The 24,435-nt window shown below is 64.2% G+C and carries 24 protein-coding genes, 1 pseudogene and 1 riboswitch; of the genes and pseudogenes, 19 read left to right on the top strand and 6 right to left on the bottom strand.

Annotated features, from left to right (window positions below):
- The first annotated feature begins 1 nt into the window (after position 1).
- The 8 genes from ACZ46S_RS08330 to ACZ46S_RS08295 are packed head-to-tail and all read left to right on the top strand — an operon-like array spanning position 2 to position 6,496.
- Positions 2–883 (top strand): glycoside hydrolase family 73 protein, encoded by an 882-nt coding sequence (locus tag ACZ46S_RS08330; RefSeq protein ID WP_464064114.1) that lies wholly within the window; start codon positions 2–4, stop codon positions 881–883.
- Positions 880–2,823, top strand: a complete 1,944-nt coding sequence (locus ACZ46S_RS08325; RefSeq protein WP_464064113.1) for a FlgK family flagellar hook-associated protein — start codon at positions 880–882, stop codon at positions 2,821–2,823. Before ACZ46S_RS08330 ends, ACZ46S_RS08325 begins: the two co-directional genes overlap by 4 nt.
- Complete coding sequence (locus ACZ46S_RS08320; RefSeq protein ID WP_464064112.1) at positions 2,820–3,281, top strand: flagellar basal body-associated FliL family protein; 462 nt, start codon at positions 2,820–2,822, stop codon at positions 3,279–3,281. Before ACZ46S_RS08325 ends, ACZ46S_RS08320 begins: the two co-directional genes overlap by 4 nt.
- 6 nt (positions 3,282–3,287) lie before the next feature.
- A complete protein-coding gene (locus tag ACZ46S_RS08315; RefSeq protein WP_464064111.1) occupies positions 3,288–3,569 on the top strand; it encodes a flagellar biosynthetic protein FliO in 282 nt (93 codons plus the stop codon).
- Positions 3,559–4,332 carry a flagellar type III secretion system pore protein FliP gene (gene fliP / locus ACZ46S_RS08310; protein ID WP_464064110.1) on the top strand — a complete coding sequence of 258 codons (774 nt, stop codon included), beginning with the start codon at positions 3,559–3,561 and terminating at the stop codon, positions 4,330–4,332. Before ACZ46S_RS08315 ends, fliP begins: the two co-directional genes overlap by 11 nt.
- Entirely contained in the window at positions 4,332–4,610 is a 279-nt protein-coding gene (locus tag ACZ46S_RS08305; protein WP_464064109.1) for a flagellar biosynthetic protein FliQ, read from the top strand. The genes fliP and ACZ46S_RS08305 overlap by 1 nt, the downstream gene beginning before the upstream one ends.
- A 1-nt stretch (position 4,611) precedes the next feature.
- A complete protein-coding gene (locus tag ACZ46S_RS08300; RefSeq protein ID WP_464064108.1) occupies positions 4,612–5,376 on the top strand; it encodes a flagellar biosynthetic protein FliR in 765 nt (254 codons plus the stop codon).
- Positions 5,369–6,496 (top strand): EscU/YscU/HrcU family type III secretion system export apparatus switch protein, encoded by a 1,128-nt coding sequence (locus ACZ46S_RS08295; RefSeq protein ID WP_464064107.1) that lies wholly within the window; start codon positions 5,369–5,371, stop codon positions 6,494–6,496. The genes ACZ46S_RS08300 and ACZ46S_RS08295 overlap by 8 nt, the downstream gene beginning before the upstream one ends.
- A gap of 135 nt (positions 6,497–6,631) precedes the next feature.
- Here ACZ46S_RS08295 and ACZ46S_RS08290 read toward each other — a convergent pair whose 3' ends face one another.
- From ACZ46S_RS08290 to ACZ46S_RS08280, 3 genes and pseudogenes are all read right to left on the bottom strand, one after another.
- The gene (locus ACZ46S_RS08290; protein ID WP_295737578.1) at positions 6,632–6,889 is read right to left on the bottom strand and encodes a Cro/CI family transcriptional regulator; all 258 of its coding nucleotides are present in this window, start codon (positions 6,887–6,889) and stop codon (positions 6,632–6,634) included.
- Positions 6,890–7,474: 585 nt separating this feature from the next.
- Entirely contained in the window at positions 7,475–8,185 is a 711-nt protein-coding gene (locus ACZ46S_RS08285) for a ribonuclease activity regulator RraA (RefSeq protein WP_464064106.1), read from the bottom strand.
- A gap of 109 nt (positions 8,186–8,294) precedes the next feature.
- Positions 8,295–9,611 (bottom strand): annotated as a pseudogene (locus ACZ46S_RS08280) (aldehyde dehydrogenase family protein); the annotation flags it as partial.
- 209 nt (positions 9,612–9,820) lie between these two features.
- Between ACZ46S_RS08280 and ACZ46S_RS08275 the strand changes: the two are divergent.
- The 8 genes from ACZ46S_RS08275 to ACZ46S_RS08240 all read left to right on the top strand — a co-directional run bounded on the left by ACZ46S_RS08275 (position 9,821) and on the right by ACZ46S_RS08240 (position 17,948).
- Positions 9,821–10,672, top strand: a complete 852-nt coding sequence (locus ACZ46S_RS08275) for an SDR family oxidoreductase (protein ID WP_464064105.1) — start codon at positions 9,821–9,823, stop codon at positions 10,670–10,672.
- A 4-nt stretch (positions 10,673–10,676) separates the two neighbouring features.
- Positions 10,677–12,506 carry a glycoside hydrolase family 15 protein gene (locus ACZ46S_RS08270; RefSeq protein WP_464064104.1) on the top strand — a complete coding sequence of 610 codons (1,830 nt, stop codon included), beginning with the start codon at positions 10,677–10,679 and terminating at the stop codon, positions 12,504–12,506.
- A gap of 1 nt (position 12,507) precedes the next feature.
- A complete protein-coding gene (locus ACZ46S_RS08265) occupies positions 12,508–14,061 on the top strand; it encodes an FAD-dependent oxidoreductase (RefSeq protein ID WP_464064103.1) in 1,554 nt (517 codons plus the stop codon).
- Positions 14,058–14,519 carry a DoxX family protein gene (locus ACZ46S_RS08260; RefSeq protein WP_464064102.1) on the top strand — a complete coding sequence of 154 codons (462 nt, stop codon included), beginning with the start codon at positions 14,058–14,060 and terminating at the stop codon, positions 14,517–14,519. The genes ACZ46S_RS08265 and ACZ46S_RS08260 overlap by 4 nt, the downstream gene beginning before the upstream one ends.
- Positions 14,520–14,530: 11 nt before the next feature.
- Positions 14,531–14,959: a cupin domain-containing protein gene (locus ACZ46S_RS08255; protein ID WP_464064101.1), complete on the top strand. Its 429-nt coding sequence runs from the start codon at positions 14,531–14,533 to the stop codon at positions 14,957–14,959.
- Positions 14,956–15,846, top strand: a complete 891-nt coding sequence (locus ACZ46S_RS08250) for an SMP-30/gluconolactonase/LRE family protein (protein ID WP_464064100.1) — start codon at positions 14,956–14,958, stop codon at positions 15,844–15,846. The genes ACZ46S_RS08255 and ACZ46S_RS08250 overlap by 4 nt, the downstream gene beginning before the upstream one ends.
- Positions 15,843–16,598 carry a VOC family protein gene (locus ACZ46S_RS08245; RefSeq protein ID WP_464064099.1) on the top strand — a complete coding sequence of 252 codons (756 nt, stop codon included), beginning with the start codon at positions 15,843–15,845 and terminating at the stop codon, positions 16,596–16,598. Before ACZ46S_RS08250 ends, ACZ46S_RS08245 begins: the two co-directional genes overlap by 4 nt.
- A 30-nt stretch (positions 16,599–16,628) precedes the next feature.
- A riboswitch (cobalamin riboswitch) is annotated at positions 16,629–16,810 on the top strand.
- 88 nt (positions 16,811–16,898) lie between these two features.
- Positions 16,899–17,948: a HoxN/HupN/NixA family nickel/cobalt transporter gene (locus ACZ46S_RS08240; RefSeq protein WP_464064098.1), complete on the top strand. Its 1,050-nt coding sequence runs from the start codon at positions 16,899–16,901 to the stop codon at positions 17,946–17,948.
- 3 nt (positions 17,949–17,951) lie between these two features.
- On the opposite strand, the gene qhpR is transcribed toward ACZ46S_RS08240, so the two are convergent.
- Entirely contained in the window at positions 17,952–18,980 is a 1,029-nt protein-coding gene (qhpR, locus tag ACZ46S_RS08235; RefSeq protein WP_464064097.1) for an AraC-like transcriptional regulator QhpR, read from the bottom strand.
- 185 nt (positions 18,981–19,165) lie between these two features.
- On the opposite strand from qhpR, the gene ACZ46S_RS08230 reads away from it, so the two are divergent.
- Complete coding sequence (locus ACZ46S_RS08230) at positions 19,166–20,557, top strand: HD domain-containing protein (protein ID WP_464064096.1); 1,392 nt, start codon at positions 19,166–19,168, stop codon at positions 20,555–20,557.
- 1 nt (position 20,558) lies between these two features.
- Positions 20,559–21,086, top strand: a complete 528-nt coding sequence (locus ACZ46S_RS08225) for a hypothetical protein (protein WP_464064095.1) — start codon at positions 20,559–20,561, stop codon at positions 21,084–21,086.
- An 88-nt stretch (positions 21,087–21,174) separates the two neighbouring features.
- Here ACZ46S_RS08225 and ACZ46S_RS08220 read toward each other — a convergent pair whose 3' ends face one another.
- Both ACZ46S_RS08220 and ACZ46S_RS08215 read right to left on the bottom strand, forming a co-directional pair.
- Complete coding sequence (locus ACZ46S_RS08220; RefSeq protein ID WP_464064094.1) at positions 21,175–22,602, bottom strand: aldehyde dehydrogenase family protein; 1,428 nt, start codon at positions 22,600–22,602, stop codon at positions 21,175–21,177.
- Between the two features lie 134 nt (positions 22,603–22,736).
- Positions 22,737–23,810, bottom strand: a complete 1,074-nt coding sequence (locus tag ACZ46S_RS08215; protein WP_295744074.1) for a site-specific DNA-methyltransferase — start codon at positions 23,808–23,810, stop codon at positions 22,737–22,739.
- Between the two features lie 201 nt (positions 23,811–24,011).
- On the opposite strand from ACZ46S_RS08215, the gene ACZ46S_RS08210 reads away from it, so the two are divergent.
- Complete coding sequence (locus tag ACZ46S_RS08210; protein ID WP_295744065.1) at positions 24,012–24,308, top strand: AtpZ/AtpI family protein; 297 nt, start codon at positions 24,012–24,014, stop codon at positions 24,306–24,308.
- Positions 24,309–24,435 lie beyond the last annotated feature (127 nt).

Raw genomic sequence — 24,435 nt, 5'->3', positions numbered from 1 at the left:
GATGAGCCTGATCCCGCCCACCGGCCACGCCGCGCCCTCGCGCCAGGCGATCACCCAGCAGGTCGAGAAAATGACCGGCATGCTGTGGTACCAGGTGCTGTCCTCGATGAACGAGACCGGCATGGACCCATCCAGCCTCGGCCCTGGCGGTTCGGAATTTCAGAGCATGTTCCTGTGGAATATCGCGCAGAATGATTTTGGCGGGCTGGATGGGCAGATGGTGCAGGCGGCGTTGCGCCAATATGGCGAGGCCAGCGCGATGCCGCAGAGCGCCACCCCGGCGCTCTCCCAGCTGCCCCCCGGGGCGCTGGAGTCGCTGCTGAGCGCGGCGCCGGAGGCCACATTGAGCCCGGTGAGCGCAAGCCCGCTGGCGGCCCCGGAGGAGGCCGGCGCGGCCGCCGATCTCATCGGCCAGGCCAAGAGCTTCGCCAAACAGATCTGGCCGGAGGTGGAGCAGGCGGCGCAGACTCTGGGGGTGCCGCCGGTCGGTATTCTCGCCCAGGCGGCGCTGGAAACCGGCTGGGGCGCGGCAGCCCCCGGCCATAATCTCTTCGGCATGAAAGCCGCCCCGGGCGATGCTGCCACCACCCGCGCCACCAGCGAGATGGTGGATGGCGTGCTGACCCAGACCAGTGCGGCCTTCAAGGATTACGCCAATCCCGGCGCCAGCGTGCAGGATTATGTCCGCCGCGTGCAGGATGTGTTTCCAGGCGCGGCCGGGCAGGAGAGCGTGGATGGCTTCGCCACCGCCCTGCAACAGGGCGGCTACGCCACCGACAGCCATTACGCCGCGAAAATCGTCAGCATTTCCCAATCCCCGATGATGGCGCAGGTGCTTGATGCGCTGGGCGTCACCGCAACCCAGAAGGCAGCCTCCCCATGAGCGGCATCAACAGCGCTTTGTCCACCGCCGTCTCCGGGCTGGCTTTGTTCGAGGCCGGGATCGAGACGGTCTCCAACAACCTCACCAACGCCTCCACCGCCGGCTATGCGGTGGAGAGTGTCAGCGCCACCGAGGCGGTCGCCGGGGCCGGCCAGGCCGGGGCGGGCGTGCTCGCCCCCAACGTGACGCGCGCCAGCAGCGCCTTCGCCGCCCAGCAGCTGCGCACCGCCAATACCGGCGCCGGGGCCTCCAGCCTGCTCTCCACCCAGCTCACCGCGCTCTCCAACGCGCTCACCGGCAATGGCAATGTGCAGAGCGCGATGAGCACTTTGTTCGGCGATCTCTCGACTTTGGCCTCGGAGCCGACCAGCGATGCCCAGGCCGCCACCGTGCTCTCGGCCGCGGGCGGGGTGAGCAGCGCCTTCCAGAGCGCCGCCGGCTCGATCCAGAGTGTGATGGCGGATTCGAGCTCGACCCTGAGTACCGATGTCACCAGCGCCAATGGGCTGCTCACCCAGCTCGCCGCCATCAATAAATCCCTGCAGGGCGCGCCGAATGAGTCCAGCCTGCTCGACCAGCAGCAGGCGGCGTTGAATTCGCTCTCCAGCCTGGTCGGCATCACCGTCACCGCGCAGGCGGATGGCGGGGTGGTGGTGAGTGCCGGCGGCACCATGCTGCTCACCCAGGCCGGGGCGAAAACGCTGAGCCTCGGCACCACGGCGAAGGGCGGGCCGACCGTGCTGGTCGGCAATGACGGCACCACCCTAACCGCTGGCGAGGAGGATGGCGCGATCGGCGGCGCGCTTTACAGCTACCAGGCCGGCGCCCAGGCGCAGCAGGGGCTGAACGCGCTGGCCAGCGTGTTCGCCAGCGCCATCAACACCGCCCAGGCGCAAGGGCTGACCAGCAGCGGCGCGCAGGGCGGGGCGCTGTTCGCCGTGCCCGCCGCCACCGCCACCGCGTCGCAAAGCAATAAAGGTGCCGCCACGGTGAGCGTGAGCGCGCTGAACGCCGCCGCTTTGCCCACCAATGGCGGCCCCTTCACCCTCACCTACACCGGCAGCGGCTGGAGCGCGGTCAACCAGGCCACCGGCCAGAGCCTCAGCGTCACCGGCACCCCGCCCAGCGTGGCGGGGATGACGCTGGCTGTCACCGGCACCCCCGCCACCGGCGATAGCTGGACGCTGAACCCCGCCCCGGACGCCGCCAGCGCCATCGCGGTGAGCGCCACCACCCCGCAGGACATCGCCGCCGCCGACCCCTACGTGGCCAGCGCGGGCACGCTGCAATCCAGCGGCGCCATCGTCGATAACAATGCCGGCACCATCACTCCGGGCACCGATACGGTGGTGACCACCCCCAACAGCAACGCCGCCATCGTGCCGGCGGCGGATTACGGGCAGAGCCTCATCGTCACCTTCACCTCCGCCACCGCCTACAGCATCGCCACCGCCAGCGCGCCGAACACAGTGATCGCCTCCGGCAGCTTCTCCAGCACGGCGGGCGGCAGCATCGCGGTCGCCTACCCGTCGACCAGCGCCGCCGCGGGCAGCTACTGGCAATTGCCGATCACCGGCACCCCTGCCGCCGGCGACACGCTGAGCCTGACACCCGGCGGCGCCCAAAGCGGCTCGAACGCCACCCGCATGGCGGCTTTGTTCACCGCCGCCGGCACCACATCCTCCGGCACGCTGGAGCAGAGCGTGGTCGATCTCAGCGCCAATCTCGGCGTCAGCGCCCAGGCGGCGCAGACCAGCGCCACCGACAATACCGACCTCGTCACCTCCGCCACCGCCAATCTGCAGACCCAGAGCGGGGTGAATTCCGACCAGCAGGCGGTGCTGCTGAGCAATTACGAGCAGGCCTACCAGGCCTCGGCGCAGGTGATCAGCGTCGCCCGCACCATGTTCTCCTCGCTGATGACGGCGGTGGGCGCATGAAAAAGGCGGTCTTCCTCGCGCTCGGCGCGGTGGTGCTGCTGGCGCTGGGCGGGGGGGGCGCCTATGCCTACCTGACCCTGACCGCCAAGCCCGGCAAGCAGGCCGCCAGTCCGCCCAAACCCTCGCCGATCTTCTTCGCGCAGCTGGCGGATCTCGTGGTCAGCATCCCCGACCAGGCGGGCGACCCGCCGGCGGATTTCGTCGATGTGACGCTGCAATTCCAGACCGGCAAGGAAGACCAGCTGGCGAATTTCTCCACCATCGAGCCGATCATCCGCTCCCAGCTCATCGGCATCCTGATGCGCCAAACGGCGAAGACGCTGAGCGACCCGGCGGTGCGCCAGCAGATCGAGCAGCAGAGCCTGGATGTGGTGAATGCCGCGCTGCAAAGCCGCCATTACGCGCAAACCGCCCCCTTCACCGCCGCCTTCATCACCAATCTCGTGGTGCAGGATTAGCTTTTGATGCCGCCAGCCTCGCTCTGGGCCTCCTCGCTCACCTCGCTGCTGGTGATCTTCGCGCTGCTGGGCGTGGCCTGGTGGGGGGCGCGCGCGCTGCAACGCGGGCGCTTTGGCAAGCGTGCAAGCCCGGCGCAGAAGATCGCGCTCAGCCATGTGCGCTCGCTGGGCGGGCGCAACATGCTGGCGGTGGCGGAGATCGAGGGGCAGCGTTTTCTTATCGGCATCGGCCGGGACGGGGTGCATCGCATCGGCCGGCTGGATCGGGTTGACGACGATGAGGCTTAAGCCGCTCCTCGCCGGGCTGGCGCTGCTGGCCATTGGCGGCGTCGCCCTCGCCCATGCCGCCACGTCGGCCGCCACCCCGGCCGCCGGGCTGGCCTTGGTGCAGTCGGTCAACGGCAAGCAGGGCGCCACCTACTCGCTGGATATCCAGGCGCTGCTGGTCATCACCGCGCTCGCCTTCCTGCCCGGCATCATCCTGCTGATGACCGCCTTCACCCGCATCATCATCGTGCTCTCCATCCTGCGCCAGGCGCTGGGGCTGCAGACGACGCCGCCGAACATGGTGCTGATCGCGCTCTCTCTGGCGCTGACCGTGTTCGTGATGCGCGGGGTGATCCAGCAGGAACAAAGCGCCGCCTTGCAGCCTTATCTGGACGGCAAGCTCAGCTTCGAGCAGGCGGTGCAGGCCGCGCAGCCGCCCTTGCAGGCCTTCATGCTCGGCCAGACCCGCACCGAGCCGCTGCATCTCTTCGTCGATCTCTCGGGCAATCATTATGCCAGCCCGCAGGATGTGCCCTTCACCGTGCTGGTCCCCGCCTTCGCCACCTCGGAGCTGGAGACGGCGTTTCAGATCGGCTTTCTGATCTATATCCCCTTCGTGCTGATCGACCTCGCCGTCGCCTCGGTGCTGATGTCGCTCGGTATGATCATGGTCTCGCCGACGCTGATCTCGCTGCCGCTGAAGCTGCTGATGTTCGTCTCCATCCATGGCTGGGTGCTGATATTGGGCACTTTGGCGAATAGTTTCGCGGTGCCGGGGCATTGATGGCGCCGCTTTATCTGCGCCTGCTGCACCATGCGCTGGCCACCGAGCTGATGGTGCTGCTGCCGGTGATCGGCATCATCCTGGCGATGGGGTTTGTCATCGGCTATCTGCAGGCCGCAACCCAGCTTGAGGATGCCACCCTCTCGCTGATGCCCAAGCTGCTGGCGATGATCGGGCTCAGCCTGACCGGCGCCTTCGGCATTTTGCCGCTGCTGGAGCGCTTCGCCACCGGCTGGATCGCGCATGCGCCGCAGCTGGTGCGGCTGAGCTGGGGCTGAGATGGCGCTGAGCCAGGCGCTGGTGATGCAGTGGCTGGGCCAGTTCCTCTGGCCCTTCCTGCGCCTGACCGGGCTGATGCTCACCGCTCCGCTGCTCAGCTCGGCGATGATGCCGGCGATGGTGAAGGCGATCATCGCCGCCGCCTTCGCTTTGGCCCTGGCCGGCTGGCTGCCGCATCTGCCGCCCTACCCGGCGGACCCGTTCACCGCGATTGGCATCGGCCTCACCCAGATCGCCTTCGGCGCCGCCATCGGCATGGTGATGCAGCTGATCGTCCAGGCCGTCGCCAGTGTCGGCGAGATCGCCGGGCTGTCGATGAGCCTCAGCTTCGCCGAATTGCAAATGCTGGGTGCGAGCGGCGACACGCCGGTGCTCTATGACATCATGAGCTGGGCCGGTCTGGTCGGCTTCATGGCGGCGGGCGGGGTGGAGTGGCTGTTCAGCGCGTTGTTCCACTCCTTCGATCACGGGGTCGGCCTGCCCAATCTCGGCGTCTGGGGCGGCTATGCGCAGCTGGGCAATATGCTGATCGGCAGCGCGGTGGCGCTCTCGCTGCCGGTGATCGCCATCGCGCTCTGCATCAATCTCACCATCGGCCTGACCACCGTGTTCGCGCCGCAGCTCAATCTACTCTCCATCGGCTTTCCGCTGCTGATCCTGGGCGGGCTCTGGGTGATGACGGAATCGGTGTTCTATATCGGCCACGCGCTGCGCTTCATGCTGCAGGCCGGGATGCAGACACTGGGCGGGCTGATCCATGGCTGAGGGCGGCTCGGAAGACAAGAAACACGCCCCCACCGCGCGCCGCCTGGCCCAGGCGCAGGAGAAGGGCAATATCCGCCGCTCGCAGGATTTCCCGCGCGCCGCCATCATCATCGCCATCATCATCGCCGGGCTGACCGCCGCCGGCGGGCTGGGCGGGCGGCTGGCGGCGGACATGGCGGGTTGCCTGGCCCAGGCCGGCACCGCCTCGCTGGGCGCGGCGAGCGGCTGGGAGGCGACGATGCTGGGCGATGTCGCCCCCTTGCTGCTGTTGCTGGCGCTGCTCGCGGTGGCGGCCAGCTTCGCCTCCGGCGGCTTCGTCTTCACCCTCAACCCGCTGCTGCCGGATTTCGCGGCGCTGATGCCCGATCGCGGTCTCTCGCAGATCTTCTCCACCACCGGCCTGATCGAGAACGGCAAGAATTTGCTGAAAGTCGCGGTGATCGGCGGGGCAGGGGGGCTGATGATCCTGCTGCATCACGACGAATTCGCCGGCCTCGCCGGGCCGCTGCGGCCGGATCCTGAGACCGTGCTGCTGCTGGTGCTGCAGGTGCTGGGCGCCTCCGGCCTGGCGGTGCTGGTGCTGGGGGCGGGGGATCTGGCCTTACAGATCTGGCTGCATCGCCGTTCCCTGCGCATGTCCGACAGCGAGATGCGCGAGGAGATGAAGGATGTCGCCGGCAATCCACATGTGAAATCCCAGCAGCGCCGGCTGGCCCGCAAGATGGCCCGCGCCCGGCAGATGCAGCGCATCCCCGAGGCCAGCGTCATCGTCACCAACCCGACCCATTATGCCTGCGCCATACGCTATCGGAAGGGCGCGGACCGCGCGCCCTTGCTGCTGGCGAAAGGCGCCGGGCTGCAGGCGGAGGAGATCATCTCCCGCGGCCGCGCCTTAGGCATCCCGCTGGTGCAGGCCCCGCCTCTGGCGCGCGCGGTCTATCGCTATGTGGAGCCAGACGAGCACGTGCCGGTGGCGCTCTACCGCGCCTGCGCCGAGGTGCTGGCCTATGTCTGGCGCCTGCAGGCCTGGCGCGCGCGCGGCGGCGAGCGCCCGCAACCGCCAAAACCCGGCAGCGGCGAACTCACCGTGCCCGGCCGGCGCCGCGTGACCGAGGACTGAAACGAAGCGGCTTTGAGCCGGCCGCTTAGAGCATCAAGCTTTTAGCTTGATGCTCTAAATTTTGTTTTAGCGAGCAATTTCATGTGTTTATTTTGACGCTGGCGCGTCAACCTAAACACATATTGCTCTAAATCCTCAGCGCAACGCCACGAAACGCGACAAGGCGGTGCGGGTGACGCGGTAATGCCGCGCCAGCTCGCTCACCCGGCCTGGCGGGATGCGGTTTTCGCGCACCCATTGGCAGACCGACGGATGCGCGATGCCCACCGTATCCGCCACATCCTTCACCCCGCCGAACGCTTCGATCACGTCCCGAACGGTGGGGGCCTGTTCGACAATATCCCGGCGCTCCTTTTGAGTCGGCCGCCGCTCATAGCTGGGTCTGCGTGCCATCTTTCCTTGTCCTTCTCGTCCGGGTCCTTCTAGTCCGGGTCCTTCTCCTCCGGCTCATGGTCTGACAGACTGCGCCGGAAGCCGTTATGTTTTGACAACGATATAGGTTCTTTATCGAAACCGCAAATCCGTGTCTTACGGGTATGCAAAAAAATAAAGACATGCAAGTCTAAGTTTTTGGTTAATTTTTTAATATGAGACCGCCTACATCAACCCTACCGGGAATTTCTTAAGGAATGGCAATGATTTATCCACAGCTTCCGGGATAACATTGTGGATAAGGCTGTGGAGGCGCGGTGAAGACCCGGGACAAATAAGCCCCGGCACGGGACCTGGAGTGCCCCGGCCTGCATGTTTTATCTGTTTGAAAACGATATGTTTTTTGGCCGCGCCCGGGGCGGTGAGGGATTTTTTTCAGGGGGCCTGAAAAAATTCGGAGGTTTTCGCGGCGGGTGGAAAACCGCAGGCGCCGGCTTGGCGTTTCAGGGCGGTTTGGGCGGGGCCGGGATGGCCTACTTGTCATGTAGGGCTGCCGGCGCGGCGTCGCGCGCCGCCGCCGGCAGTGCTTGGACGGGTGCTGGAGGTTTACGTCCCCTGCGCGGCCTTGAACGCCTCATAGCGCGCCTTGTTTTCCTCATTCGGCGGGTACAGCCCCGGCAGCGCCATCCCGGCCTCGATCTGGGCATAGATCCAGCTTTCCTGGCGCTCCTGCTCGACGGCGATGGCCACCACCTCCTCCAGCAGCGCCTGCGGGATCACCACCGCGCCGTCATCATCCACGACGATGACGTCGTTCGGGAACACCGCGACGCCGCCGCAGCCCACCGGCTCCTGCCAGCCGACGAAGGTGAGGCCGGCGACCGAGGGCGGGGCGGCGATTCCGGCGCACCAGACCGGCAGCTCGCTCCCCAGCACCCCGGCGGCATCGCGCACCACCCCGTCCGTCACCAGGGCGGCGACCCCGCGCAGGCGCATGCGCCGGCAGAGTATGTCTCCGAAAATCCCGGCATCGGTGACGCCCATCGCATCGACGATGGCGATGCAGCCTTCCGGCATCGCCTCGATGGCGGCACGGGTGGAGATCGGCGAGGACCAGGAGGCCGGGGTGGCCAGATCCTCACGCGCCGGCACGAAGCGCAGCGTGAAGGCCGGGCCGACCAGCCGCCGCTGCCCCGGGCGCAACGGCCTGGCGCCGCGCAGCCAGACATTGCGCAGCCCTTTCTTCAGCAGCACCGTGGTCAGGGTCGCGGTGGAAATGCTCTCCAGCGTGGCGATGCTGGCGGCGTCGAGCGTCATCGACATCTCCTTCAGGCCCCGTACCCAACCACGCCCTTGATCTCCAGGAACTCATCCAGCCCCAATGCGACCATTCGCGGCCATTGCCGGATTGCTTGAAGCCGCCGAAGGGGGCGGAAATCTTCGTCGGCGGGGCGTTGATATAGACCGTGCCGGCGCGCATCCGGCTGGCCACCGCCCGGGCCTTGGCCAGATCCTCGGACTGGATATAGGCCGCCAGCCCGTACACCGTGTTGTTCGCCTCGGCGATCGCCGCTTCCTCGCTGTCATAGGGCATGATCGCGAGCACCGGCCCGAAAATCTCCTCGCGGGCGATGCGCATCTGCGGCGTCACATCCGCGAACACGGTCGGGCGCACATAATAACCCTTGCTCAGCCCCTCCGGCCGGCCCGGCCCGCCGGCCACCAGCGTGGCGCCCTCGGCGATCCCGGCCTCGATCAGCCCCTGGATCTTGTCGAACTGGATCTTGCTCACCACCGGGCCGAGATTGGAGTTTTCCGAGCGCGGATCGCCGACCACGAAATTCGCCGCGGCGGCGCGGGCCAGCTCCACCACCTCCTCATGGCGGGCGCGCGGCACCAGCATGCGCGAGGGCGCATTGCAGCTCTGGCCGCTATTGGAGAACAGATTGGCCACACCCTGCGGCACCGCCTTGGCAAAATCCGCCTCCGGCAGCAGGATATTGGGGGATTTGCCGCCCAGCTCCTGGTGCAAGCGCTTCACCGTGTCCGCCGCCGCCTTGGCGACGAGAATGCCCGCCCGGGTGGAGCCGGTGAAGCTCATCATATCCACATCCGGATGCGCGGAGAGCGCCGCCCCGACGCTGGCGCCATCGCCATTCACCAGGTTGAACACGCCCTTGGGCACGCCGGCTTTTTCCATCACCTCGGCGAAGATGATGCCGGTGAGCGGCGCCACCTCGGAGGGTTTCAGCACCATGGTGCAGCCCGCCGCCAGAGCCGGGCCGACCTTGCAGGTGATCTGGTTCAGCGGCCAGTTCCACGGGGTGATCATCCCCACCACGCCGATCGGCTCTTTCACGATCTGCATGTCGCCTTCCATCCAGGCGAATTTATACTCTTTCATCACCCGCACGATCTCGCGCAGATGCGCCTGGCCGATCCAGGCCTGCGCGTCGCGGGCGAAGGCCAAGGGCGCGCCCATCTCCCGGCTGCAGGCCTGGGCGATATCCTCATAGCGCTTGTCATATTCCGCCAGCACCGCCTCCAGCAGCTGCAGCCGCGCCGCCGGGCTGGTGCGCGAGAAGCTCTCGAAGGCGGCCTTCGCCGCCGCCACCGCCTTGTCCACATCGGCGGCGCTGCCGCCGGAAATGCGGGTGAAGGCCTCTTCGGTCGACGGGTCGATCACCTCGATCGCCTGCGGCGTGATCGGGTCCACCCACGCGCCGTCGATGAAGAACTGCATATTATGGCTCATAAAAACGCTCCGCCTCATGAATTCGCGGCGATCCTACCGGCAGAGGGGGGCGGCTTGTCAAACCCGGTCCGGCGCGCCGCATGTCCGTAAGCTGACAGGGTTTACATGTTTCCGTTGGGTTTCAGCGGCGGCTTTTGCGTTGATCCTGCCGGGGCATGTCCCAACTCTGTTTCAGCATTGCGGAAAAGGAGCACTTCATGTCCGACGATCAACGCCAGATTGCGGATCAGCTGGCCAACCGGCCCTACGCGCAGACGATGGCGGGCCACAAGGCCCTGGTGACGGGCGCCAGTTCCGGCCTCGGCCGCGCCTCGGCCCTGGGCATGGCCCGCGCCGGGGCGGATCTGGTGATCGATTATAATGGCAGCCCGGAGGCCGCGGATGAGCTGGCGCACGAGATCGAGGCGCTGGGACGGCGCGCCATCGTCGTGCAGGCGGATGTCTCCAAGGAAGCGGATGTGGAGGCGTTGTTCGCCGCCGGGGTGAAGGAATTCGGCACGCTGCACGCGGTGCTGAGCAATGCCGGCATCCAGCGCGACGCGGCGTTGCTGGATATGACGCTGGAGCAGTGGAATGACGTCATCGGCGTCAACCTCACCGGCCAGTTTCTCACCGTGCGCGCGGCGGTGCGCGAATATAAGCGCCGCGGCCCGCAGCCGGATGTTTCCGTGGCGCTGGGCAAGATCGTCTGCATGAGCTCGGTGCATCAGCAAATCCCCTGGGCCGGCCACGTGAATTACGCAGCCTCGAAAGGCGGCATCAATATGATGATGCGCAGCATCGCCCAGGAAGTGGCGCCGATGCGGGTGCGGGTGAATGCGGTGGCGCCGGGCGCGATCCGCACCCCGATCAACCATGACGCCTGGGCCACGCAGGAGGCCTACGATAATCTGATGAAGCTGGTGCCCTATGAGCGCATCGGCGAGCCGGACGATATTTCCCGCGCCGTCACCTGGCTGCTTTCGGATGATTCAGACTACGTCACCGGCGCCACCCTGTTCGTGGATGGCGGCATGACGCTGTATCCCGGCTTCGCGCACGGGGGATAACATCATGGCGGCGAAAATCGAGGATTATGCTGTCATCGGCAATGGCGAGACGGCGGCCCTGGTCTGCCGTGACGGTTCGGTGGACTGGCTGTGCATGCCGCGCTTCGACAGCGCGGCCTGTTTCGCGGCTCTGCTGGGTGATGAGAATAACGGCCGTTGGCGCATCGCCCCCAGCGGCGCGCATCGTTCCCGCCGCGCCTACCGGGGCAAGACGCTGATCCTGGAGACGCTCTATGAAACCGATGGCGGCAGCGCCAAGCTCATCGATTTCATGGCGCGTGAGGAAGGGCGCTCTTATCTCTGCCGGCGGGTGCAAGGGATTTCCGGCACAATCGAGATGAATGCCGCCCTGTGCGTGCGTTTCGATTACGGCGCCTCCATCCCCTGGGTGACGCGGCTGGGGGACGGGCGGCTGAAATTCGTCGTCGGGCCGGACCAGCTGGTGCTGCAGGCCAGCGTCCGCCCGCCCGACGGCGCCATTCGCGACCAGCTGAATTTCACCGTCAAGCAAGGCGAGATCGTGGATTTCGCCTTGGGCTGGACGCTCTCCTATCGCGACGAGCCGCCGCCGGTGGATTTGCAGGCGGCGCTGACCGAGACAGAGGATTTCTGGACCGGCTGGGCCGCGCGCTTCCCCGGTGCGGGCAAATATAGCGATGCCGTGCAGCGTTCTTTGATCACGCTGAAATCGCTGGCGCATTTTGAAACTGGCGGGATCGTCGCGGCGGTTACCACCTCGCTGCCCGAGCAGCTGGGCGGCGAGCGCAACTGGGATTACCGCTTCTGCTGGCTGCGCGATGCGACGCTGACGCTCTACGCCTTGCTTGAATCCAACTATGTGGAGGAGGCGAAACGCTGGCGCCATTGGCTCTCACGCGCGATCGCCGGCAGCGCCGAGCAATTGCAGATCATGTACCGGCTGGATGGCGCGCGCCGGCTCGATGAATATGAGTTGGACTGGCTCCCCGGCTATGAAAATTCCAAACCGGTGCGCATCGGCAACGCCGCCTCCGGCCAAGTGCAGCTCGATATTTATGGCGAGGTGCTGGACGCGCTCTATTTCGCCCGCAAGCAGGATCTGCCGCAGGAAGAGGGCGTGTGGAATCTCGTGCTGGAATTGCTGGAACGGCTGGCGAAAATCTGGGACCAGCCGGATGACGGCATCTGGGAAATGCGTGGCGGACGCCGGCATTTCACCCATTCCAAGGTGATGGCCTGGGTCGCGTTCGACCGCGCGGTGCGCCTGGTCGAGGAATATGGCCATGAAGGCCCGGTCGGCGAATGGCGGCGCATCCGCAAGGCGATTCACCAGGAGGTCTGTGCCAAGGGCTTCGATGCATCCCGCAATTGCTTCGTGCAATATTACGGCGCCAAGGAGGTCGATGCGTCCTTGTTGCTGATCGCCCTCACCGGCTTCCTGCCGGCGGATGATCCGCGCGTCGCCGGCACGGTGAAGGCGATCGAGGAAGATCTGCTCAGCGATGGCTTCGTGCTGCGCTACCGCACCGAAGCCGGGACGGACGGGCTCTCCGGCAATGAAGGCGCCTTCCTCGCCTGCAGCTTCTGGCTGGTCGATAATTACGTGCTGCTCGGCCGCTTCGAGGAGGCGGAGGCGCTGTTTGAAAAGCTCCTGTCCCTGCGCAACGATCTCGGGCTGCTGGCGGAGGAATATGATGCCAAGGCCAGGCGTCAGGTCGGCAATTTCCCGCAGGCTTTCTCGCATATCGGCCTGATCAATTCCGCCTACAACCTCACCCGCGCCCACGGCCCGGCGGCCAAGCGCGCTGATGGCGAGGGCGCGGCGGCGCCGGTGAAATCGTCGGAGGCGGTCTGACATGGCTGAGCATCACGATGTCATCGTCATCGGCAGCGGGCCGGGCGGGGCCAGCTTCGCGCAGCGCCTGGCGCGCACCGGCAAGAAAATCCTGATGCTGGAGCGGGGCGATTATCTGCCGCGCGCGCGCGCCAACTGGGATGCGAAAACCGTGTTCATGCAAGGCGCCTACCAGGCGCGGGAGGATTGGCGGGACAAGCACGGCAAAATCTTCCATCCCGGCCTGCACTATTTCGTCGGCGGCAATTCCAAGGTCTATGGCGCCGCGCTGTTCCGCCTGCGTGAGCGCGATTTCGGCCTGCTCCAGCATGAGGACGGCCCATCCCCCGCCTGGCCGCTGAGCTATCAGGATTTCGCCCCCTGGTATGACGAGGCGGAGGCCTTGTTCAGCGTTCACGGCCAGGCCGGCGAGGACCCGACCGAGCCGCCGCGGGGCGTCTTCCCGCATCCGCCGGTCTCGCACGAGCCGGTGATCGGCGACATTGCCGCGCGTCTCTCCAGGCAGAATCTGCATCCGTTCCATATGCCGCTGGGCATCAAGCTGACCGAGGCGCATGGACGGCCAATGCCCGAGAGCGTGTGCATACGCTGCGATGCCTTCGATGGTTTCCCCTGCCTGCTCAACGGCAAGGCGGATGCGCAGGTGATGTGCGTCGACCCGGCGCTGGCGAAATTCCCAAATCTTGAGCTGCGCACCAAGACCTACGTAAGGCGCCTGCACGCCAGCGCGAATGGCCGCGCCATCAGCACCGTCGAGGTCGAGCAGGATGGCGAAATCTATCAGCTCAGCGCGGATATCGTCGTCGTCGCCTGCGGCGCGCTCTCCTCGGCACTTTTGTTCCTGCGCTCCTTCAGCGATGCGCATCCCAACGGGCTCGCCAACCGTTCGGATCAGGTCGGTCGCAATTATATGCGCCATAACCAGTCGATCCTGATGGCGCTGATGCGCACCCCGAATGACGATGTGTTCCAGAAAACGCTGGGCCTGTCGGATTTCTATTTCGGCACGCCGGAGACGCCATCGCCGCTCGGGCTGGTGCAGATGTGCGCGAAGGTCCATACCGGGCAGATTCTCGGCGAGGCCGTGCCCTCCTGGCTGCATTGGCTGCCGAAGCTCCCCTTCGACTGGATGGCCCGCCACGCCATCGATTTCTGGCTTTCCAGCGAGGATATCCCGAAGCCGGAAAACCGCATCGCCTACAAAAACGGCAAGGTGCAGCTGGATTTCACCGAAACCAACGCCAATGAGCATCGCCGCCTGCGCCAGGAATTAAAGCGCGTCTTGAGCAAGAGCTATAAATGGGGTGCGGAGCGTCTGGCCTATTTCTCTTTGCCGATGGGGCTGGAAGCCACCTCGCACCAGGCCGGCACCATGCGCTTCGGCACAGATCCCGCAAGCTCCGTGCTGGACATTAATTGCAAGGCGCATGAGCTGGATAATCTCTACGTCACCGATGCCAGCTTCTTCCCCTCCATCGGCGCGGTGAACCCGACCTTGACCATCATCGCCAACGCGCTGCGCGTCGCCGCCCATGTCGAGGCGCGGCTGGCATGAATTTCCTCCTCCACACCGCTCCCGATCTTCTCGCCCGGCTGCTGCTGGTCTGCATGTTCCCGCTCTCCGCCTACGATAAGATCGTGCATTGGCAGGAGGCGATGGCGCAGGAGGAAACCGAGCCCTTGCCCTGCCCCGAAGCCTTGATGGTGGTCGCCATCGCCATCGAGGCGCTCACCCCGCTCTGCATCGTCTTCGGCTGGCATGACCGGCTGGCCGCCTTCATCCTGGCCGGTTTCTGCGTCGTCACCGCCATCCTCTTCCATCCCTTCTGGAAATATCCGCATTTCTGGCGCGATGCCGGAGATGGCCGCCAGCATTTCTGGGATTTCTTCAAAAATCTCTGCCTCGCCGGCGGGCTGGGTCTGCTGGTGATCAGCGCCGGCCCGGTGGGGCTGGGCGGCCTCGCCAGCCATCCTCTCTCCAACGCGCCCTACAGCGCCCCGCCATCTCCCTGAAAGGAGCGATCATGCCGCATGTTCCCTACTGGCATCTCTGGACGGATGCCGATGGCATCAGCCATTTCTCCCAGGCCGTGCTGGAGAATTTCACCTTCGAAGGGGTGGGCGATGCCGACCCGCAATGGAACAACAAGCTCTTCACCGGCCAGAGCAGCATCGTCTTCACCGAGCAGCCGGTGGGCTGGATCGGCGAATGGCACGAAAACCCCAAGCCGCAATGGATCGTGCCGATCTCCGGGCGCTGGTGGGTGGAAGCGATGGACGGCACGCGCCGCGAATTCGGCCCCGGCGATGTGCAATTCGGCGAAGACCAGAATTGCCGGGACTGGAACAATAAGCGCGGCCACCGCTCCGGCACCATCGGCGATGTGCCCTGCGTGCTGATGTGCGTGCAGATCGACACCAAGCCGCAAAAACAACCGGGACATTTCAAGTGAGCCTGTACGACATCCAGGACCCGCGCTTCAACCATCTCATCCTCGGCAACGCCCAGCTGGAAACCTTGGCGGATGGCTGCCGCTGGCTCGAAGGCCCGGTCTGGTTCGCGGATCAGGAATTGCTGCTGTTTTCGGACATTCCCAATAACCGCGTGCTGCGCTGGTGCGATAATGTTGTCACCACCTACCAATACCCCTCCGATTTCGCCAACGGCCATGCGCGGGACAATGCAGGTCGGCTGATCTCCTGCCTGCATCACGGCCGCGCCATCACCAGGCGCGAACTCGATGGCCGCACCAGCATCCTTGCCGATAAATATGACGGCCAGCGGCTGAATGCGCCGAACGATGTCACCCTCCAGCGCGGCACCGGCGCGATCTGGTTCAGCGATCCGGTCTATGGCATCATGACCGATTATGAAGGCGGCAAGCAGGCCCCCGAACGCCCGCCCGCCCTTTACCGGCTGGATGCGAACGGCCAGCTCAGCATCGCCTCGGATGATTTCACCGGCCCCAACGGGCTCGCCTTCTCGCCGGACGAAACCCGCCTCTACGTCACCGAAACCGGCGACCAGTTCGACCCGCACACAGACCGCCATATCCGCGTTTTCGATGTGCAGGACGGCAAACTCTCCAATGGCCGGATTTTCGCGCGGATCAGCCCTGGCTATGCGGACGGCATCAAATGCGATGTCGACGGCAATCTCTGGTGCAGTGCCGGCGATGGCGTGCATTGCCTCTCGCCCGCGGGCGACGTGCTGGGCAAGATCGTCATCGGCGACACCGTGTCCAATCTCTGTTTCGGCGGCCGCAACCTCTCGCGCCTGTTCATCTGCGCCGGCACCAGGCTGCTCGCCATCCACACCAACAGCCGAGGCATCGCATGAGCCTGCTGCGCGTCGCCCGCAATGTCTCGGATCTCGACCGCCTCAACGCCTTCTACGTCGCGCTGGGCTTCGCGCCGGAAGGTGGCGCGGAGGCGGATCTGCCGCTGGCCAGCCTGCTCGGCGTGGCGGCGGTGCGCCGCCAGCGCCTGCGCCTGGGTGCGCAGACGCTGGATCTCACCGCCTGCCTGCCGGTCGGCGCGGGCTACCCCGCCAACGCCCCCGGCAATGCCAGCCTGTTCCAGCATATCGCGCTGCTCACGCCCGATATCCACGCCGCCGCCACCCGGGCCCTTTCCGCCGGTGCGCGGCCCATCTCGCAAGGCGGCCCGGTGCGGCTGCCACCCGAATCCGGCGGCGTGCTCGCCTGGAAATTCCGCGACCCGGATGGGCACCCGCTGGAATATCTGCAACGCGACGCCCCACCCGGCTACGACCATTCCGGCATCGTCGCCACCCGGCCGGACGCCGCCTTGCCGGTCTATGCCGCGCTCGGCCTGCACCTCCAGGCCGAACAGCTTAACCAGGGCCCCGCGCAGGCGCGGCTGGACGGTGTGCCCGGCGCCACCGCGCGCATCCTCACCTTGCGCGGCGCCGAGGGGCCGGGAGTGGAGCTGCTCGCCTACAGCCAGGTCGCCCCCTTCCCGCCGCCGCACCCGGCCGATCTCGCCGCCGACCGGCTGGTTTTCAAAGGCCCCCACCCCGCCTTGCAGCGCGACCCTGACGGCCATCTCATCGAAATCGCCCCGGGCTGAGCCCCCCACCTTCCCACCCCGGCGCAACCGCGTTACCCTGGCGGCGATGGTTCCTCCCCGGAGGATGAAAAGGGAACGTGGGTGAAAATCCCCGGCTGTCCCCGCAACTGTAAGCGCAGAGCCGCGCGCCATATGCCACTGGGAAACCGGGAAGGCGGCGCACCCGGCAAAGACGCGTGAGCCAGGAGACCTGCCATCGAGAGCGTCAGCGTGAACGCATCGGGCGGGGTGTCCTGGTGGGAGGGTCTTTTGCCGGGCCCGCCTTGTTCGCGGTGGCAACGCTGTTGAACGAGGCAAACCATGCTGTCTTTATTCGCCCCCGCATCCGGCCTGCGCGCCAAGGTGATCGGGATCTATCTCTTCCTCTTCGCCCTCAATATCGGCGCCTGGCTCTGGGCGTTGATCTCGTTTCACCATAACCCGGTGCTGCTCGGCACCGCCCTGCTGGCCTATATCTTCGGCCTGCGCCACGCGGTGGATGCCGACCATATCGCCGCCATCGACAATGTCACCCGCAAGCTGATGCAGCAGGGCCAACGCCCGGTCGGCGTCGGCTTTTGCTTCTCCATCGGCCATTCCGCCGTGCTGCTCATCGGCGTCGTCGTGATCGCGGCAATGACCGTCACCCTCGCCGACAGTTTCAATAATTACAACGCCATCGCCGGCACCATCGGCACGTTGGTCTCCAGCTTCTTCCTGCTGCTGATCGCGCTGATGAACCTGCTCATCGCGCGCGCCGTCTATCGCAGCTTCCGCCATGTCCGCCGCGGCGGCGCCTATGTGGAGGAGGATTTCGACCTGCTGCTCAACCAGCGCGGCCTGCTCGCCCGCCTGTTCCGGCCGCTCTTCAGGCTGGTCAGCCGCAGCTGGCACATGCTGGCGCTGGGCTTCCTGTTCGGGCTGGGGTTTGACACCACCACCGAGGTCACCCTGCTCGGCATCGCCTCCACCCAGGCGCTGCACGGCATGTCGCTCTGGCCGCTGCTCACCTTCCCGCTGCTCTTTGCCGCCGGCATGTCCCTCATCGACACCACTGACGGCATCCTGATGCTCGGCGCCTATGGCTGGGCCTTCGTCAAGCCGGTGCGCAAGCTCTATTACAACCTCACCATCACTTTGGTCTCCGCCTTGGTGGCGCTGGTCATTGGCGGCATCGAGGGGCTGGGCCTCATCGCCGCGGAATTCGCCCTCGGCGGCTGGTTCTGGAACGCCATCGCCCGGCTGAACGAGCAGTTCGGCGCCATCGGCTACATCATCATCGGCATTTTCGGGCTCAGCTGGGTCGTCTCCACCCTGGTCTATAAATTCAAGCGCTATGACGAGATGGAGATCACCATCGCCCAGCCCTGAGCCTCAATGGTTCAGCGTCCGCGCCCGGATCCGTTCGGGTGCGGCGCCAAACCAGCGTTTGCAGGCGCGCGAGAACGGGCTCAGCTCGGCATAGCCAAGCAGCTGCGCCACGCCGGAGATGGAAAGATGCGGCTGCGCCAGATAGCTCTGCGCCAGCGCCCGGCGCACATCCTGCACCGCCTGCGCATAGGTCAGCCCGCTCTCCGCCAGGCGCCGCTGCAAGGTCCAGCGCGCCAGACCCAGCGCCTCCGCCACCTCCGCCACCGGCGGTGCCCCCTCCGGCAGGCGCGAGCGGATTTCCGCGCACACCCTGGCCTCCAGCGGCACCAGCTTGCGCGGCAGCCGGCGCAGATAAGCCTGCGCCGAAAGTGCCGCGAACCGCCCCGCATCCGCCCCCGGCATCCGGCGGGACAAATCCCCGGGCCGGAAAATAATCGCATTCGTGCGCTGCCCGAAAAACACCGGCGCCCCGAACGCCGCCTCATGCGCCCTTGCATCGCCCGGCGCCGGATGCTCGAACTGCACCTCCTCCGCCTGGAAGGCCGGCCCATAGGCGGCGCGCAGAATATTCTGGAACATCGCCAGCGTCAGCTCCGCATCCTGCCGGCGCTCGAAAATCCGCCAATCGACAATCCGGTATTCCAGCCGCAGCAGCCCGCCTTCGGCCACCAGCCGCGCCTCGCTGGCCTGCTGGTGCAGGGGAAACAGATCCGTCAGCTGCCGCAAGGCGGTGCCGATGCTGGGGGCGGCCAGCGCCAGATCCCCCACCAGCCCATGGCTGGAGGCCGGAAAATCCCGCCCATACAGCAACCCGAAATCCCCCCGGCCGGAGAGCCGCGCCGCGCGCTCCATCACCTCCACATAAGAGGCCAGCGCCAGCCCGCCCTCGCTATCCGCCCGCAACCGCCCGGCATCGATCCCGGAAGGCCCGAAAACCCGCTCCGCATCCGTGCCCAAACCCTGCAATAACGGCAGCAGCCCCGCCGTGGCACATAACGCCACCTGCGGCACCCCCCCCAACTCCAACCCCATATTTTTGATCCCCCCCCATCACTGACCATGCCATGGGCGGCGTTTTCCCGTGGGGGAGGTTAGGCCGGGTTGGGGGTGGGGGGCAAGGTAGCGGTTGCATTACCGTATTAATGTTGTGCGAATCGTTTTTTGTTGACACATTCTTTTTTTGTGCTTGACAGTTTTGTTGGAACAAAGCAAGAACTATGACGTATCGTCGGCAAAGGATTCGTGACCCTCTTCATAACATAATCGAGTTTCAGGCGGATGAGTTTGATGACGCGATTTGGAGAGCAATTCAAACAAAGCCTTTTCAGAGATTGCGGCGCATAAAGCAACTCGGCTTTTCGGAGCTTGTCTATCCAGGCGCCACCCACACTCGTTTTGCGCATAGCGTGGGCGTGTTTCATACGGCTCGACGTTTGATGTCGGTGATTAAAGGTTTTTTAGGGAGGGAGTACCAACCAACGCGAGCCCGGCAAGCGTTGGCGGCGGCTTTAGTGCATGATCTAGGTCATGGGCCTTTTAGTCATGCTTTTGAAGATGTTGGGAAAAGACTCGGTTTGACGCTCGCGAACCACGAAAAGGTTAGTGACATGCTAATCAGGTCTCCTGAGTTGAAAAAGGCATTTGCGCCGTTGGGAACAGGCTTTGCCGATGATGTGGCCGACATAGTTGGTGCCTCGGGGCCAGGTGATATTTATAGTGCGGTTGTCTCAAGCCAATTTGATGCAGACCGGCTCGATTATATGCGCCGAGACAGGCTGATGGCGGGAACGCAGCATGGTGCGATCGATTTTGATTGGCTGATTTCTAATTTAGAGGTGGGGGAGGTTTCAACGGGTGTTGAGGAGGCGGAACTTCCAAAGGTAAGTACTTTCGTTCTTGGTCCGAAAGCGGTTTATGCTGCAGAGACCTATGTTTTAGGTCTGTTTCAGCTTTATCCAACAATTTATTTCCACAAAGCAACGCGAGGTGCGGAGAAGCTGTTTACGGAGTTGTTGTTATTAGTAATGCGTGCGGTAAGGAGCGGTAGCGTTGCCAAAACTGGCCTTCCAAAGCAGCACCCTATTGTTGTGTTCTCGAAAAACCCAGAAAAGATCGAAAATCTTATGGCTCTTGATGACACGGTTGTTTGGGGGGCGCTATCGATGATGGCGGATGCAACCGACGTTCGGATCAAAGAGTTTTCTGAACGGTTAGCTCACAGAAAACTATTCAAATGCATTGATGTGCGTGAAGATTTGTTGCGAAAAGAGCCGAAATTTCGAGGTGATGACGAAAAATTAGACAGGGCTTGTGCCTCGGTGAATCAAAAGATTTTGGATTGGCAAAACAGTGATGAGGCTAATAGGACAAGGGTTCTTTTGGACCAAGCGAATAGGACGCCCTATAAGCCTCTTCAAGATGATAAAGGGCCACTAAATCAAATTATGATCAAGCAGAGCACGGGTGAGTTGGTGGATGTTGCAAAACAATCAAAGGTCATTGCTGCTGTTGAAGTTTTTCGGCTTTTTCGCGTATATGTGCCGGAAAATGACGATCAGGCCAGACGAATCGTTAGGTCAGTTGTTCAGTCGGAGATAGAAAATGCGTAATATGTCTGAACAAAAAAAAGATATAGAAAAGGCTTCTGATATTGTTCGAGATGCTGGCGGGCGCATCGTCGGGCGAACGAGATTTCAAAAGATAGGATTTCTTTTGGAGGCTACCGGCTTAGGTGACGGTTTTAAATTTTCTTATCGGAATTTTGGGCCTTATAGCGAAGAGCTTGCGAATGCTACTTGGCAAGCCTGCTTGTTAGGTATGTTGATTGAGACTGAACATCCGGCAAGTTGGGGAGGCAGCTATTCAGTTTTTGAAGCCCAAGATGCCCAGGGGGAAACTCAAAACGTTGCAAGAAAGGAGCTTATTGAGGAGGCGAATAAAGCAGATGCAATAGCATTGGAGTTGGCGGCGACCGCTGTTTTCCTTGCTTCTGAAGGAAGTGGTGATCCGTGGAATGAGACGCAGAAACGAAAGCCCCAAAAAGCAGCGCTTAAGCTTCAAGATGCGCACCAACTTTATCAAAAACTTCGAGCGATCAAAACTCCCAAAAAACTACCTGATATAGCGAACAAAAACTAACGTTATATTCAATTTATCAACCAGTGATGGAGTGCCTCCGTCACTGGTTGATTTCATTTTTCAGCTTCGCCCCTGACCTTGGCGTAAACTACCCCCCATACCCCAGCACGCTCTTAATCTCCAGGAAATCGTGCATCGCCCAATCGGCATATTCGCGCCCATTGCCGCTCTGCTTATACCCGCCAAACGACGAGTAAAAATCCGAATCCGGGTAGTTCAGATAAACCGAGCCGGCCCGCATTTGCGCCGCCACCGCGCGCACTGTCTCCATATCCTTGCCCTGCACATAGGCCGCCAGCCCATACACCGTGTCATTGGCGATCTCGATCGCCTGCTCGACGCTCTCATAGGGAATGATGGAGAGCACCGGCCCGAAAATCTCCTCCTTCTCGATGGTCATGCCCGGCTTCACATTCGCGAACACCGTCGGTTTCACGAAATAGCCCCGCTCCAGCCCCTCCGGCTTGCCCAGCCCGCCGCAGGCGAGTGTCGCCCCATCCTCGATCCCGGCCTGGATCAGCCTCTGCACCTTGTCCCACTGCATCTGGCTCACCAGCGGCCCCAGCACCGTGCCCTCGGCGAAGGCCGGGCCCGGGGTCTGCTTGTTCGCCTCATCCACCGCGATCGCCACCGCCGCGTCATGCAGATGTGCCGGCACCAGCATGCGCGTCGCCGCGTCGCAGCTCTGCCCGGTATTGATGAAGCAGGCGCCGATGCCCTGGCGCACCGCATCCTCCAGATCCACATCCTCCAGCAGGATATTGGCGGATTTGCCCCCCAGCTCCTGGCAGACGCGCTTCACCGTCGCCGCCGCCTCCCGCGCCACGATCACCCCGGCCCGGGTCGAGCCGGTAAAGCTCATCATATCCACATCCGGATGCGCCGCCAGAATTTGGCCCACCTCCGGCCCGGTGCCGTTCACCAGGTTGAACACCCCCGCCGGCACCCCGGCCTCATGCATCACCTCGGCGAAGATCAGCGCATTCACCGGCGCGATCTCGGAGGGTTTCAGCACCATCGTGCAGCCCGTCGCCAAAGCCGGCGCCACCTTGCAGACAATCTGGTTCAGCGGCCAGTTCCAGGGCGTGATCAACCCGCACACCCCGATCGGCTCCTTCACCACCATCGTGCTGCCGCGCTTTTCGGTGAAGCTGAACGTCCGCAGCTTCTCGATCGTCGCCTCGAAATGTTTCTGCCCCACCCAGGCCTGCGCCTCCCTGGCAAAGCCGATCGGCGCCCCCATCTCGCGCGCGCAAGCCTGCGCGATATCCTCGAAGCGCTTGTTATAGACCGCGAGGCAGGTCTCCAGCAGCTCCAGCCGCTCTGTCTGGCTGAAGCGCGAAAAGCTCTTGAACGCCGCCTTCGCCGCCGCCACCGCCTTGTTCACATCCGCCTCGGCGCCGCCGGAAATCTCGGTGAACACCGCTTCCGTGGAGGGGTCGATCACCTCAATCCGCTTGGCCGCCACCGGGTCCACCCAGGCGCCGTCGATATAGAATTTCAGATATTCGGGCATGGCTTCCTCTTTGAACACTGCAAAGAGCATAGCGCCGCCCGGCCGGCCTGGCTTGACCCTGAAATACAGGCGGCGCGATCATATCTAACGCGACGTTAAAACTCATGTTCCACGTGGAACATTTCGGGAACAAATTACCCCTCTGGGGTTTCCTTGCGCAGCGCGTCCAGCGGCAGCAACTGCCCGTCGCGCTCGAAATGCCAGAAGGTCCAGCCATTGCAGGAGGGCGCGTTCTGCACCGCGGCGCCGACCTGATGGATCGAGCCGCGATGCGCCCCGCTCACCAGCCCGCCCTCGGCCGTCACCTCCGCCTCCACCCGGCGCTGCTTGTCCATCACCTTGGTCCCGGTGCGGATGATGCCGCGCTCGACGAAGCTGCCAAAGGCGATTCGCGGCGCCGCCCGGCCGGAGGGCGGGGCCACCACCGCCATGCGCGAGGCCGGGGCCTCCGCCGCCAGCCGCCCCCAGGCGGCCTCCACATAGGCCGGATGCCGCTCGATGCCGATGAAATGCCGGTGCAGCCGCTTGGCCACCGCCGCCGTGGTGCCGGTGCCCAGAAACGGGTCCACGATCACATCGCCCGGGCTGGTCGAGGCCATGATCACCCGGTGCAGCAGCGCTTCCGGCTTCTGGGTCGGGTGCAGCTTCAGCCCGTGATTATTCTTCAGCCGCTCGGTCCCGGTGCAGAGCGGCAGCGTCCAGTCCGAGCGCATCTGCAGATCGTCGTTGAGCGCCTTCATCGACTGGTAATTGAACTTATACCGGCTCTGCTGGCTGCGCGCCGCCCAGATCATCGTCTCATGCGCGTTGGTGAAGCGCCGGCCGCGGAAATTCGGCATCGGGTTGGTCTTGCGCCAGATCACGTCGTTGAGGATCCAGAAGCCCAGATCCTGCATCATCGCCCCGATGCGGAAGATATTGTGATAGGAGCCGATCACCCAGATCGTCCCGTCCTTGTTCAGCACCCGGTGGCATTCGGAGAGCCAGTCCCGGGTGAAGGCGTCATAGGCGGCGAAATCGGTGAATTTATCCCAATCGTCATCCACCCCGTCGACCAGGCTGTCATCCGGGCGGCGCAATTCCCCGCGCAGCTGCAGATTATAAGGCGGATCGGCGAAGACGCAGTTGATCGACGCATCCGGCAGCATGCGCAACATCGTCCCGGCATCACCGAGCAAGATCTGATCCAGCGGCAATTCGCGCAGCATTTCCACAGGCAAGGCGGACCCCAAAACTAATCGACTCGTGAATAAGTGGCGGGCCGGTCGTAACCGCGTCAACAGTCTGGTCTGTGCGATTTTGGCACAAAAGCCGTACATGCACTATAACGCCGCTTCATTCTTGACAGTCCGGGGGGTAAGGATAGCAACCGCCCAACCTTCCGGCGGATATCCGCGAGGAGCAGGTGCATGAGCGACGGCCCGGAGAAACCAGGGTTTGAGGCCCGGCTGGCGGCGGCGGAAGACGCGGCCCAGGGTCCCAAGCGCAAGGCGCCAGGGCAGAGCGATGCCGGCTCGGCGCAACGCGCCATCGAGCTGGCGATGCGGCTGGGGGTTGAGATGGTGGCCGCGATGGTCATCGCCGTGGTGATCGGGTGGGGGCTGGATCGGCTCTTCCATACCAAGCCCTGGCTGATGATCCTCATGGTCCCGGTGGGTCTGGCGGCCGGCATGCGCAATCTTTTGCGGGCCGATCGCGGGCGGTAGGTCGCGCCGGTATCAATCGGGGCGAAAACAGTTTAAACGCCGCGTGAGCGGCGGGTCGGTTAGGCGCCGCGCGAGCGGCGTGTTGGATAAACCTCCGCGCAAGCGGCAAAAGTACGGCTTCAGGCAG

The sequence above is a fragment of the Acidocella aluminiidurans genome (assembly GCF_055383125.1).
The sequence above is the reverse complement of the archived record's forward strand: the minus strand, read 5'-3'. Positions and strand labels throughout refer to the sequence as shown.